The following is a 13,945-nucleotide window of genomic DNA, read 5'->3' as shown; positions in this document are numbered from 1 at the left end:
TAAGACTGATCTTGAAATATATTTACCGGATTTTCTCCCTTTGAAGGATCAAATCAAAACGAAGACAGAGATAACTGAAATATGCAGTTATGCCAACCTTTGGTACGATTTTTATGAGAGAAGTTTGATATGGAGATATGGTAAGTTACCCGAGGAATGGGTTGAAGGGAAAGAAAATGTGCTCAATCAATAATCTGAAAAAATGTTGACTAATAGGTGATACACATATTGTTCAATCATCGGGCGCGATTAACTAATAAGAATCGTACCACAATCGCATATAAGGGCCAGTTAATTGGATAAGAACATAGCGCTGTGAATGAAGCTAATGCTGAAGTGAATAAAGTGATTAAGTTAATTTTGAATAGGATTCTAAAAGACAACTATATGGCACCCTAGTCCAACCGGTGAATAATAACGCACTTAATCTTTCATGCTAAAGTAAACATATCGCTCAGCTCAGAAGGATGTTCGCATGAATAAGAAAACATCACAGAAAAGAGTACAGAGGGGATTCGACAAGCTGTTAGCTGAATTAAAAAAGAAAGATGGTTTTATTCATTATCAGCATGAACATGCAAATGGCATGATTCATTTGGGTTATCTAAAAGCAGCTGTTGATCCGGAAAAACTGGAAAAATATATTCTGCCGCGTGTACAAGAATACATATATAACGATTTAAACGAACTAAATGAGTATATTCCGTTCACCAAAACCGAATTAGCGGATAATCCTGGTCAGGATAAAATTCAGGATAAGCTTGTGAAAGGTTTCATATTTATTTACATGGAAAACGTCAGCCCAACGTATTTGCTGATTCCGCTGCCGCTTGATCAAAAACGTGAGATATCCCGTCCTAAAATCGAATTCAGTGTTGTCGGACCGAAAGAAGCGTTCGTTGAAGATATTGATACCAATTTGAATCTGGTTCGAAAAAGGTTAGCCATTCCTGAATTAAGCATAAAAAAATTAAAAGTCGGCACTGTCACCAAAACGGATGTTGCTGTTGTTTCGATAAATGGGATAGTTGATGAGGAGAATGTCAATACGGCCGTTCAGCGCATCAAAGATGTGGAAATCGATCAGGTTGTTGACAGTTCATTTATCCAGCAAACGATTGCCGATAACAAAAATTCACCATTTCCGCAGTTGTTGGATACGGAACGGCCTGACCGGATTGCTTCCATACTGGTTGAAGGGAAAGTTGCTATCTTTGTCAACGGTTCACCGCATGTTTTACTCGGGCCGACCACATTGATTGAATTTTTTGGCGCGTTCGACGACTATTTTTATAATTGGATGACTGCATCGGCGTTCAGGCTGATTCGATTAGTTGCCGTCTTCTTCTCAATTTTGATCACACCATTATACGTTGCAGTACTGACGCATCATTTTGAAATCATTCCGCAAACAATGCTCGTCACAGTCGGCTATTCCAGAACACAGGTACCTTTTCCACCGATTTTGGAAGCACTCCTCCTCGAGTTCTCCATTGAATTATTGCGCGAGGCGGGTGCCAGACTGCCCACCAAAATCGGTCAGACAATCGGTATTGTCGGCGGTATCGTTATCGGAATCGCGGCTGTTGAGGCGGGGATGACAAGTAATGTACTGCTGATTCTTGTGGCACTGGCTGCGTTGGGGTCATTTACAATCCCGGTATATAAAATGAGTAACACGATCCGGCTTATCCGCTTTCCATTAATCATCGTAGCGGGTGTTTACGGAATCATTGGTATGGCGATTGCCATTGCCTATATTATGGTACACCTGCTGCGGCTGACATCGCTGGGAAGGCCGTTCTTTGCGCTGGTATTTCCGTTCCGCCCTCAAGATTTCAAGGATGCCTTAATTCGTTTGCCGTTTAACAAGCAAAACAAACGCCCATATCAAGTACGCCCAAGTGATGTTAAACGGCCTACTGCCAATGAAAAAGATAAATAGAGGGATAGACAATGATTTCAATCAACGATAAAATCCCACCGTTAAGGGCATTTTCCCATTTAAGCTTCACAAATAGGTGCCGGAATACTGGAGCTAGGGAAATGAGCATTCTAGAAAATAAATTTGGGTGTTTTTTCGAGGGGACGGGCAAAAACACCCATATACAATTGCCCCGAAAACGGTGTACGTTCCAGTAACGTTAATCCGTGATGGGGAACTGCTGCATGATGAACTAGTGGAAATCGGGAAAAGCTCTAACTGGTTAATAATGAGCTGAAAAATCAGGGGATGGGCTTTTTGTGGGGGGTGGCAACGATTCTTGTATTCAGGGGACATAAGCCATTTTTCGCCATTAAAGATCAACTTAATCAGGATCAAAATGGCGGAAAAGCAGATTTTTGCGTCACTTTTCATTATCGAAAACTTAGTTAATGCGGAAATTTGTGCTTCTAATGATCGAAAAAAGTGTCGCAAAAGTCGTTAGCATTTATAGTAATATCTCGGAGAAGAAAATACAGCCAATTTCTAATGGCTAAAAAAGCCGGTGATAAAACGATATCTTCGAATGAGAATGGAAATATATGTATTATGGCCCCGAAAACCAATAATCGTTGCCATCCTCCTTTGTGGCGCCCATTCCATACACAAGCCATTTTGTGGAACAACTAAGTGGTAATTATCTTTCTAATAAAGCATAGGGCAGACTTTTTCTGCCCTATGCTTTATTAGTGAATACTCAACATAATGCAACAATACCTTGTGGATAAATGGGTTTTTTTGTACAAATGAATATTTCTCGGGTTATGTGGAAAAAATTACCTATAAAGAAGTATTAAATGTATTCTTTCTAGAAGAAATGGGATGGAAACGCAAATACAATGATTCCTTATGGAATTGTTGTATTAAGAGTAAATCTATATTTTGTTCATAACGCCTAATCCGAGAACGGAGGATGTACATGAAAAAAACGGATCAAAAAATTCCTGTATCCGGTAGCATCAATGAAATCGAGGCATACATGAAGAAAAGAGTCGGTATTGATCTCTCATTTGATCTCGGTTACCGGGAAATAATTGTTCTAAAAAAGAAAGTACAGATTTATTATTCCAATGGTTTGGTCGATACGTCCTTTATTCAGGAGTTAATTAAAAAACTGGTGGAAATTAATGATTTTGAAAGTAATACAAGAAAAACGAAAGAAATTATCGAAAACCGCCTTGTTCATCATCAGTTTGAAAAGGCTCAAACAATGGATGAAGCTGTGGATCAAATGCTTTCCGGATTAATAGCTGTGTTTATCGACGGCGTAAAGGAAGCATTTATCATCGATGTCCGCCATTACCCGGGGAGAACACCCAAGGAGCCTGATACCGAAAGAGTAATAAGAGGGGCAAGGGACGGTTATACCGAAAACATTATTGAAAATGCAGGATTAACAAGAAGAAGGTTGCGGGATCCCCGATTGCGCATGGAAATGTTGAAAGTGGGCGAGAGATCAAAAACAGATGTATCCATCTGTTATTTGGATGATGTAGCTGATAAGGGGCTTATCAATTTATTAAAGGAAAGGTTAGAAGCTATAGAATTCGATGGAATTCCAATGGCCGATAAGACGATAGAGGAGTTTATCATGGGACTTAAATTTTCTCCATATCCCATTGTGCGCTATACCGAAAGACCGGATGTTGCAGCAATTCATCTTTTGGAAGGGCATGTCCTACTGATTGTAGATACCTCTCCGAGTTTAATTATCCTCCCTGCTACATTTTTTCAGCACCTGCAGCACGCGGAAGAGTACCGGCAGTCTCCTATGATTGGAACCTTTGTCAAAGCGATGAGATATTTAGCTGTTTTTTCCTCGTTGTATCTGTTGCCATTATGGCTGTTATTTGCGATTGAACCGACATTGCTGCCAGCGGATTTAGCCTTCATAGGGCCAACTGAAGAAGGCAGCATACCATTAACCATACAAATTATATTTGGACTTATTGGAATGGAATTTCTGCGATTATCAGCCATCCATACCCCAACAGCACTTGCCACCTCCCTTGGACTGATCGCAGCAGTATTAATTGGACAAATTGCCATTGATGTTGGCATGTTAATCCCTGAAGTAATTTTATATGTAGCCATAAGTGCGGTTGGGAACTATGTAACACCAAGCTACGAATTAGGTACAGCCAATAGAGTTGTGAATGTATTATTAGTCCTTATCACAGCATTTTTTGGATCAATCGGGTTTGTTGCAGGTGTTACAATACATGTTTTGCTTTTAGCATCTTTTAAGTCGTTAAGAACACCATATTTATGGCCTGTTATTCCGTTCAATCTGAGGGCAATGGTACAAATAATATTTCGTATTCCAATGCAGTTCTCTAACAGTAGGCCAGACATTGTCCATCCGAGAAATAACTATCGCCAACCTGCAGAAAAGAGATGATATTCAGCTCTCAGGCTGTCGATGCTCGACAGCTTGTTTTTTCTCTCTAATAATTTTTTATATAGGAGTTCCACCAGCAAACGCAGATTTAAAACGTTAAGAATATTATATTTCAAAGGTCGTCAGTTTTATTAACGTTGTTCAAAACGTTAGCCATGATCCGCTATAAATACTTTTGAGCGTAAAAACTGTTTAATGAATCATCACCTGCAAAACGCAAAAAAAACCGTATACTAAGCGAAATATGACTAAATAAAATCGTACAAATGTAATAAAAGAGCATAAATTACATTTCATCCTACTGGCTGGATTCCTTTACAATTGAAGAAAAAAATGTTCCGGAATACCAGCTAATATCGGACATTCCATGCGGAATCGCGTCAACACGTTGATGATAATACCAAGAAATTAAAAGATAAAGGAGTTACTATTCTTTATGAAAAGCAGCATCCATTCGCTTGGGGAGATGACCATTACGCCGTTTACTTTGAAGATCCGGACAGAATGAAAGTGGAACTCGTAGCACCCTAACAGTTCAACAATACGATCGGGCGCAAGAACAGAATAAGACTTGCTCCTACTTTTGCTTTAATACGATGGGTCTTTTTGTGGAATAAGAAGTTATCTGAGCTGATGTAAGTGTGTAGTTGAAATAAAGTCGCGGTGTTTATAAAAAAGATGCGACGGGAAGTATTCTAGTATGGTTAAATGTTCTTCCCTATTTACGGGGAAAGAAACCGAAGCTAACTAGGCAGACGGTTAGGAGGGAATAAATTGGCAAAAATCACTGTAGGAAAAGAAAATCAGGCGCCAATCGAACTTTATTATGAGGATTATGGCACTGGTAAGCCAATCGTATTAATTCACGGTTGGCCATTAAGTGGTCGCTCTTGGGAATACCAGGTTCCTGCACTCGTAGAAGCTGGTTACAGAGTCGTTACGTATGATCGCCGAGGATTTGGGAATTCTTCTCAACCATGGAATGGATATGAGTATGATACTTTGGCTGTGGATTTACATCAGCTACTGGAACAATTGGATCTTCAGGGTGTAACGCTTGTTGGTTTTTCAATGGGTGGCGGTGAAGTAGCTCGTTATATCGCGGCCTACGGAACAAATAGAGTGAGTAAGGCCGTATTTGCCGGGGCTGTCCCGCCTTATCTATACAAGTCAGAAGACAACCCTGACGGAGGATTGGACGATGCAACCATTGAAACGTTTGAAAATGGGGTGAAAAACGATCGTCTTGCATTTCTTGAAGATTTCACGAAAAACTTTTTCACTGCCGAAGAACAGACGCTGGTAAGCGAACCATTCCGAGTATACAATAAGGATATTGCGGCCTTTGCTTCGCCTAAGGGGACATTGGATTGCATTAAAGCTTTCGGCAAAACAGATTTTAGAGAAGACTTGGCTAAAGTTAATGTCCCTACCCTGGTTATACACGGTGATTCAGATGGGATTGTGCCATTTGAAGTAAGTGGAAAGCGAACACATGAAGCGATTCCCGGCAGTAAATCAGCCTTAATAAAAGGTGGGCCGCACGGTTTGAATGCAACTCATCCCAAAGAATTTAATGAGGAACTATTAACATTTTTGAGAGACAGATAAAGACTGTCGCTATGACAAACTTTACGAAGTAAGGTGAAAAAGAAGTTAGAGAGTTAAAAAATCAACAAAACAGAAATGATTAATATAGGTTCATGAACAGAAGGCTCCTTTGCTTTAAAATGTGAAGGAATCTCGTTATTGTGCGGATTGAAAACCGTTTCATCGCTGGGTTTAAAAACAGATTTCACTATGCCACGATCGGGGCGCGAAAATGGAATAAAGAGTCAGGGCTTCTTTTTGAATCAGGCCATAGTCCTGATTAATGAATACAAGCACCCGAAAAGTGAATGCATATGATAAAAGGGAGCACTTTGTAAATATCCAAAGACGCTGTTCAGATGACGGAGGTATTTAGTCTTTGTAATTCCCTGAGGTTTCGTGCATTTAAAAAAGGGGAATCCAAAACACCCCCTTTCTCAATTCCTATATCATTGGATTCCCCTTCTTATTAACAGTTTGAAACTAATGCCGATGTCAGTCGGGTAAAAAGATAAATTTCAATCCTACATAATCGGGCGCAAGACCTAAAAAAAGACCACCATTAAGGTGGTCAAAAATAAAAGGGGGTCAATTTCTTAATTAGAACATACATTCCCTTAAAGGGTTGTTTTAAATATAACCTATTTGTTTAGGTAAGTCAACAAAAAGGAACGTTTGTTTTTATCAAATGTGCAAAAAATTCCTAGATACCTTCAAGGGGGCTAATCTTCAATAAAAATGGATTAATGATACTCTTTATACGATCGGGCGCACTTCTGGAATAAAGGAAGGCGCTCAATTTGTCATTTTAGGGCCATATTGTTGAAGATCATCATAGGGGGAAGAAATCAAGTTGAATACCAATGAAGGTTTAGAGGCAAGTTAATTTTAAAAAGGATACTCTATAATTATAATGCTCGGACTCATTTTTGCAATTATTCTTTTTAATCTGATTGCTTTCACAACAAATAAAAGACTAACTAAAAATCAAATCGTGCATATATGGATGTTCACCATCGCTTTCCAAATACTAGTCGATTTATTTATTGATGCGAAATATCATGGCTATTGGTACTTCACTAAAGGTATTGAATTGAGGGACCTTCCAACATTAATCGTATTGATTCCACCCGTTAATATGATTTTTGTGAATGGGTTTCCCTTTGGGGAATTACTTTATAAACGTGTGTTTTATATTCTGTGTTGGGTGACAGCCATCACTTTTTATGAAGCTGTCACAACATTACCTGAACCATGGGGGTATTTTAATCACGGTTGGTGGAATTTACGGTATTCCGCACTGGTTAACCCCTTTTTACTTGTAAGTGTAATACTTTATTATAAGTGGATCTGTAAAATTGAAAGATCAGAATAAGTAAGACAATCCTTCCAAACTCAGGGTGTTAAGCGAATAAAAGTCATTTTTTAATCGGGCGCAAATCCGGAATGAAATTTGCACTCCGCTTTGAGGCCAAAAGGACCAGATTGTGTAATAAGTGAATGGGTTGTTAATCGTATATTTCTCCGGATATTGTAAAAGATACGCTAAAAGCAGTTTTAAAGGAGTACAATATGTCAATCTCACATCAAACCAATCTAACAGCAGCAGAACTAAACCACCTTTGGTTGGGTTATCTACACGATACGCTCGTTATCTGTGAAATGACTTACTTTTTGAATCACGTTAAAGACCCGGACATACGGGAACTCTTATCTTACGCGTTACAATTATCCGAAACACACGTCGAAAAACTGACGTCAATCTTTAACAAAGAACAATATCCGGTTCCCAAAGGCTTTACCATAAAAGAGGACGTAGATGTGAACGCCCCTCGTTTATTTTCCGATTCATACATGTTAGTTTGGCTCCAACAGTTTGGAAGATTGGGCATGAATGCTTACAGTGAAGCGGTTGCGACCGTTACAAGGCAGGATGTTTTCGCTTATTTCAGCCAATGTTTGTCCGAGACCAACGACATCCTCAAGAAGTCAAACGAGTTGATGCTTGCAAAAGGGCTTTATAAGCGCCCGCCTTCTTTGCCAACCCCTGGTGGTATCGATTTTGTAAAATCGCAACAATTTCTAACCGGTTGGTTTGGGGATAACCGGCCGTTAACGTCGACTGAGATTATAAACTTACACTCGAATATAGAACGGAACGATATGGGAATGGCAACTCTTATCGGTTATTCCCAAGTTGCTCGATCCAAAGAAGTGACCCGTTATTTTTTACGCGGAATAGAGATTGCTGAAAAGCACATTAACGTATTTCGTTCCATCTTGGAAAAAAGTGATTTGCCGGCCCCCACAGGAATGAAGTCGGAAGTGACTGATTCAACCAAACCTGTTTTCTCAGACAAATTCATGGCATTCAAGGGGTCAGAACTTATCGGAATTAGTTTAGGTTATTATGGCGCTAGTATGGCAGGAATGCCCCGCCGTGACGTAGGCGTGGATTACGCCAGGCTTATAGCTGAAATTGGAAAATACGCGGAAGATGGAGGAGAACTTTTAATTAAAAATGGATGGTTGGAACAGCCTCCGCGTGCAGCTGACCGAGATGAATTAGCAAAGAAAAAGGACTAGGAATTTTATGTATGGAAAAATTGCTATGGAGTATTGCTCTTCCCGGATTTGGTCAGCTTTTAAATAGACAATATTTGAAGGGGATTCTGTTAATTGCACTTGAACTTTTAGTTAATGTTCAGGCCAATTTTAATGAAGTAATTTTATTAAGCTTCTTCGGAGAGACACAGGAGGCTGTTCAACAAGCGAATTATGGCTGGTTGATGTTTTATCCTTGTTTGTATGTATATGGTAACTTAAAAATCGACCACTATGTTCATTGAAAATCCGGCCAGTAGATTGATAATCTCACTTGTAAAATATACAAGTGGGGGCAGGAGAGATGATCACAATGAACCAGAAATACCAGGCATTAATTCTGTATGCACACGAAGGGAGGTCGATGCGGCAGATTGCGAGGGATACCGGTATCCACCGGGAAACCGTCAGTAAATACGTTAGGGAGTACGAAAAGAAACGTAGTCGTCTTATGGAGGGAGGCCAGCATGTTCATGTCGAGGCCCTGATTGAATCCTTGACGGAGAAACCCACTTATAAAACAGGTAACCGGGCTAAACGTAAGTTAACACCTGAAATCAAACAGCGGGTTCAGGAATTCCTTCAGGAAAACCGGGAAAAGCGTCACAAAGGACAAGCTAAACAACAAAAAACAATCATCGACATGTATGAGGCGTTGGAAGATGAAAAGATGGATATTAGTTACAGTAGCGTTCGGCGATTCGTGAGGCAGCTGGAACGCAGGCCCAAAGAGGCTTTTATTAAAGAGACGTACCTTCCTGGAGATGTTTGCGAATTTGATTGGGGAGAAGTCAAACTGACGATTGGCAGACAGATGCATACATTCCAAATGGCGGTATTTACACCGGCTTATGGAAATTACCGTTGGGCCTGCTTATTTCCCAAACAAACCACGGAGTGCTTCCAAGAAGCACATGCCCGTTTCTTTGACCATATAGATGGTGTTTACACGACCATTACCTATGACAACATGAAAGTGGCCGTCAAACGTTTGGCTGGTGATAAAGAGCCGACTGAGGGATTAATGCAACTTATGCTTTATTATGGTTTTGGATACCGGTTCTGTAATATACGCCGCGGTAATGAAAAAGGCCATGTGGAAAGGAGTGTGGATGTCGTCCGGCGCAAAGCATTTGCCTTTCAGGATACGTTTAATAGTTTGGAAGAGGCCAATCAATACCTGGAGGATGTGTGCCTAAACAAACTGAACGAGAAACCTTTTAGCCAATATGAAGGACAAACCCCCAGGCAGCGACTGGACCAGGAACGTGAACATCTTTTGCCAGCACCACCCAAATGGGACGGGGCTCGTGTTGATTATGTCCGGGTAGATAAATACGCTACCGTGATCATCGATCAAAACCGTTATTCGGTTCCGGATCATTTGGTTGGGGAAATGGTGATGGTGAAAGTTTACGCCGAGCGTATCCGTTGTTTTTATGAAGAAACATGTGTAGCCGATCATGAGCGATTAAGCGGCCACCATCGGTGGAATCTGGAACTCTCGCATATTTTAGAAACACTAAGAAAAAAGCCTGGTGCATTGGCGGGCAGTCTAGCCCTGCATCAGGCCGATCAAAAAATAAAAGAAATTTACAAGTCTTATTATACAGGTAAGGAACGTGATTTCATAGGATTATGTCATTACTTACGGGATGAAGGTAATCTCGATGACGTTTTAGCCAGTATTGACAGACTCGAATCTATCCATCCGCAACATGTGACGACTGATAAAATTAAAGTGATGTGTGACAAGCATAAGGAGAACCCCGGCCATACAAAACCATCATCGCAGGCCACAAAAACGATTAACGAACAGGCTCGGAATCATATGAAAGATTATGATCAATTATTTCAAATAGCACAACCAACGGAGGTGGCTCATTGACACTCAAAACCCAAAAGGAATGGCTCGCAGATGTTGAAGATTATGCGAAAGAACTAAAGTTGCCGATGATACGCAAACACGTGGCGGAGCATGCTTCAGAAGCCAATCTGCAGGATAGTGGTTATGAAGCGTTTCTGGCCCATCTTCTTCAGAAAGAGCGTGATGCACGCCGGGAATCCGCCCGATACAACCGTGTCCGTCGGGCTGCATTTAGTCAGAAAAAATACTTGGAGGACCTTTCGGTTCCAGACTTGCCAGAAGATGCTCAGAAGAAACTTAAAACCTTGAAATCCCTGGATTTCATCCGTGAAGGACGGAATGTCATTTTTTCAGGAAATTCCGGGACGGGGAAAACGCATCTATCTATCGGTTTGGGGATGAAGGCCTGTTTGGAAGGATTCAAAGTGTGGTTTACGAGTGTCCCCCTCCTTGTGAATCAAATCAAGGAAACACGGGCAGAGAACACCCTTCGAAACTTTCAAAGTCGGTTTGAAAAATATGACCTTGTGATTGCCGATGAAATGGGCTATATTTCATTTGATAAAGAAGGGGCTGAACAGCTCTTCACCCACCTTTCATTGCGGGCAGGTCGTAAGTCGACGATTATTACAACGAATTTATCTTTTGAACGCTGGGGCGAGATTTTTCAGGATGAGGTGATGACAGCAGCGATGATTGACCGGCTTACCCATCAGGCCCATATTGTTAATATGAACGGGAGCTCTTACCGTATGAAAGAAACCAAGGAATGGCTGGGAACTCAGGGTAGTGGCTAACCGTGAATATTACCTGCATAAGCAGCAAGCAGGCTTTAGAGGGGGGATTAGTGTAATAAGACTCAGCTATTCATACACAGATATTGATGCCGATAAAGCCAATGAGATTAACTGTACCTTGAAAATTTCATAGATAGAGAGCTTATTGGACGGTGTTGACATGTAAGATATTTTTTGTGAAAAACACATGTGAACTATTCACAATTGGTCGGAAATTAAATGAACATTTGGCCGGATTTTGAGTTGACAAATACATTTGTATTTTTTTGCGATGTGGGATGCCTATAAAGATGCAGGTATCGAAAAAAAACCATATTCCTTTTTACCGTTTGTATTTTCAGCCTATTTTGTGACCGTAGGAACCATCTATTCGTCTAAACTAACTTTATTTGGGGTATTGTTGGGGCCAATCTGGCTTCCAATGTTGAGTGTCATTCCAGGTTTGCTTGCGGGATTTTTATTACAAATAATCATGAGGAAAATAGTTACTAAATAAACGGTATAACCTTGTTGCAGGTGTCATTTCTTTGAAATATAGTTGCACCGTTAAAAAGTCGTATCATTAAAAACAAGCTTGATAAAAAATCCTGTATTGCGGGATTTTTTATTTAAACAACGGACGCACTTCCAGAATAAAAAACAGTGCCCAATTTACCATTGTAGGGGCATATTGTTAAAGAGAGACAGGGGTATTTTGTTTTTCTCTGAGGTACGCATATTTTTTTGAAAGAGCCAAAAAATAACTTACAAAATACACCTGGGAGGAAAACAACATGGAACCAATTCATAACGCATCCCTGACATCCGCTGAGATCTCACAACTTTGGGCTTCTTATCAGAACGACACATTAGCTATTTGTGTCATGAAGCATTTTTTACAAATTGTCGAAGACCCTGATATCGCAGCCATATTGGAGGAAAGCTTAGAATTATCACAATCGCATATACCGATACTTACCAATTTTTTTAATGGGGAAAACTGGCCGGTTCCTCAGGGTTTTACTGAAAATGATGTAGATTTAAGCGCTCCCCGGCTGGTGACGGATCATTTTATGCTGTATTACATACAGCAAATGGGAACGGTAGGCATCAATGGTTATAGTATGGCTCTTTCATTGGCAACGAGACAGGACCTTCATACCTATTATAAGAATTGTATGACAGAATCCATGAATCTTCAGGCGAAATCAAATGAGTTATTACTGAAAAAAGGTTTTTATATACGAGCACCTCAGCTAACACCTCCGAGCGGCATTGATTTTGTAACGGATCAAAAATTCCTTGGCGGGTGGTTTGGGGAGAATCGCCCGCTTGCTACGTTAGAGATTGCACATATGTTTGCCAATGTACAGCGCAATGTACTTGGTAGATCCTTGATGATGGCCTTTAGTCAAGTTACAAGTACGCAAAAAATTCGAGATCATATGGTGAAAGGAAAGGAACTTGCACAAAAACAGATAACACAATTTGCTTCCAAACTTAATGATAATGACATTCAATCTCCGATTACATCGGATGCAGACGTAACACATTCCACTTATGCACCATTTTCCGATAAATTAATGATGTATCATACCAACGCACTTATCGGTGCCAGTATTGCCTACTATGGGACAAGCATGGCCCAGAGCTTACGTAAAGACCTGCAATTAGCGTATACAAAGCAGATTGCTGAAATTATGAAATATGCGTCAGATAGTGTTAAAATAATGATTGAAAATGGATGGATGGAAGAACCTCCAATGTCCGTTGACAGGGATCAATTAGCAAGGAAGAAAGATTAGCTTTTTAAATGGAAAAGTTTTATTCAATTATACGAACGGGCGCGAAAATGGAATAAGAGCCAGCAGCTTCTTTTTGAAACAGACCATAAGACGCTGTCCAGATGTCTCGGAGATATTTAGTCATTGTAATACCTCTTTGGTTGCGAGTATTGAAAAAGGGGAATCCAAAATACTTCCTTCCTCGATTCCTATATCATTGGATTCCCCCATTTTGTTAACGGTATGGAACTAATGCCGATGTCACTCGATAAAATGATATCCTGCATAATACGAACGGGCGCAAGAATTGAACAATTATGGGTTGAGTCGTCAGTCCATTTTCTGATCTTTAATCCGTTATCCTGAATAAATGAAATTTGAGGTGTTCAAATTGATAAGAGAATTAAATAAGGATGAGGAATTGCCGTTGGAGTTATTATTGTTGGCAGATCCATCGGAGAAGCTAGTCAGAGAATACACTTCAAGAGGTAAGTGCTTTATTATGAATCTTGATGGAATAATTATAGGTACATATGTCCTTATTCCAACTCGACCAGAAACAGCAGAAATTGTAAGTGTAGCAGTGAATGAAGATTTCCATGGCCAAGGATATGGGAAGCAACTTGTGCTTCATGCAATTGAAACTGCAAAACATGAAGGTTATAAAACCATTGAAATAGGAACTGGCAATTCAGGAGTTGTTCAATTGGCATTATATCAAAAATGCGGTTTTAGAATGATTTCTATTGATCGCGATTTTTTTATTAGACATTATGATAAACCAATTTTTGAAAATGGCATCCAAGTCATCGATATGGTTAGACTTTCACAAGATTTATAAAGGATGTCGTCTTAGAACGGTCTTCAATCATCTGGGGCGACTGTATAAAAGTCATAAGCATTAGTCAAGTATTTGTTATAGTTGATTTTTTATCCTCC

Annotated in this window: 9 protein-coding genes and 3 pseudogenes; all 12 read left to right on the top strand. The window is 40.0% G+C overall.

Features of this window, described 5'->3' with window-relative positions; all coding sequences use genetic code 11:
- Window positions 1–193 (top strand): hypothetical protein (locus ON01_RS19755; RefSeq protein WP_010531190.1); only part of this gene is annotated, 193 nt, incomplete at its 5' end.
- Window positions 194–475: 282 nt separating this feature from the next.
- Window positions 476–1,945: a spore germination protein gene (locus ON01_RS11470; RefSeq protein ID WP_010531189.1), complete on the top strand. Its 1,470-nt coding sequence runs from the start codon at window positions 476–478 to the stop codon at window positions 1,943–1,945.
- Between the two features lie 958 nt (window positions 1,946–2,903).
- Window positions 2,904–4,385 (top strand): spore germination protein, encoded by a 1,482-nt coding sequence (locus ON01_RS11465; RefSeq protein WP_010531188.1) that lies wholly within the window; start codon window positions 2,904–2,906, stop codon window positions 4,383–4,385.
- 363 nt (window positions 4,386–4,748) lie between these two features.
- A pseudogene (locus ON01_RS20235) lies at window positions 4,749–4,916 on the top strand (VOC family protein); the annotation flags it as partial.
- 243 nt (window positions 4,917–5,159) lie between these two features.
- Entirely contained in the window at window positions 5,160–5,996 is an 837-nt protein-coding gene (locus ON01_RS11460; RefSeq protein ID WP_010531187.1) for an alpha/beta fold hydrolase, read from the top strand.
- Window positions 5,997–7,547: 1,551 nt separating this feature from the next.
- Complete coding sequence (locus ON01_RS11450; RefSeq protein ID WP_010531185.1) at window positions 7,548–8,561, top strand: DUF3231 family protein; 1,014 nt, start codon at window positions 7,548–7,550, stop codon at window positions 8,559–8,561.
- 11 nt (window positions 8,562–8,572) lie between these two features.
- Window positions 8,573–8,791: pseudogene (locus tag ON01_RS11445) on the top strand (hypothetical protein); the annotation flags it as partial.
- A gap of 92 nt (window positions 8,792–8,883) precedes the next feature.
- A complete protein-coding gene (gene istA / locus ON01_RS11440) occupies window positions 8,884–10,467 on the top strand; it encodes an IS21 family transposase (RefSeq protein ID WP_010530605.1) in 1,584 nt (527 codons plus the stop codon).
- Complete coding sequence (gene istB / locus ON01_RS11435; RefSeq protein ID WP_010529048.1) at window positions 10,464–11,243, top strand: IS21-like element helper ATPase IstB; 780 nt, start codon at window positions 10,464–10,466, stop codon at window positions 11,241–11,243. Before istA ends, istB begins: the two co-directional genes overlap by 4 nt.
- A gap of 256 nt (window positions 11,244–11,499) precedes the next feature.
- Window positions 11,500–11,739, top strand: a pseudogene (locus tag ON01_RS19915) (hypothetical protein); the annotation flags it as partial.
- 277 nt (window positions 11,740–12,016) lie between these two features.
- Window positions 12,017–13,027, top strand: a complete 1,011-nt coding sequence (locus tag ON01_RS11430; protein ID WP_010531183.1) for a DUF3231 family protein — start codon at window positions 12,017–12,019, stop codon at window positions 13,025–13,027.
- 370 nt (window positions 13,028–13,397) lie between these two features.
- The gene (locus tag ON01_RS11425) at window positions 13,398–13,847 is read left to right on the top strand and encodes a GNAT family N-acetyltransferase (protein WP_029329100.1); all 450 of its coding nucleotides are present in this window, start codon (window positions 13,398–13,400) and stop codon (window positions 13,845–13,847) included.
- Window positions 13,848–13,945: the final 98 nt, after the last annotated feature.

Origin of the sequence: Lentibacillus jeotgali (genome assembly GCF_000224785.1) — a bacterium.
GTDB lineage: Bacteria > Bacillota > Bacilli > Bacillales > Amphibacillaceae > Lentibacillus > Lentibacillus jeotgali.
The sequence above is the reverse complement of the archived record's forward strand: the minus strand, read 5'-3'. Positions and strand labels throughout refer to the sequence as shown.

Bases quoted from the DNA above. Each gene is read 5' to 3' on its own strand.
- ON01_RS11470 (WP_010531189.1), top strand. From the start codon at position 476: ATGAATAAGAAAACATCACAGAAAAGAGTACAGAGGGGATTCGACAAG.
- ON01_RS11465 (WP_010531188.1), top strand. From the start codon at position 2,904: ATGAAAAAAACGGATCAAAAAATTCCTGTATCCGGTAGCATCAATGAA.
- ON01_RS11450 (WP_010531185.1), top strand. From the start codon at position 7,548: ATGTCAATCTCACATCAAACCAATCTAACAGCAGCAGAACTAAACCAC.
- istA (WP_010530605.1), top strand. From the start codon at position 8,884: ATGATCACAATGAACCAGAAATACCAGGCATTAATTCTGTATGCACAC.
- ON01_RS11430 (WP_010531183.1), top strand. From the start codon at position 12,017: ATGGAACCAATTCATAACGCATCCCTGACATCCGCTGAGATCTCACAA.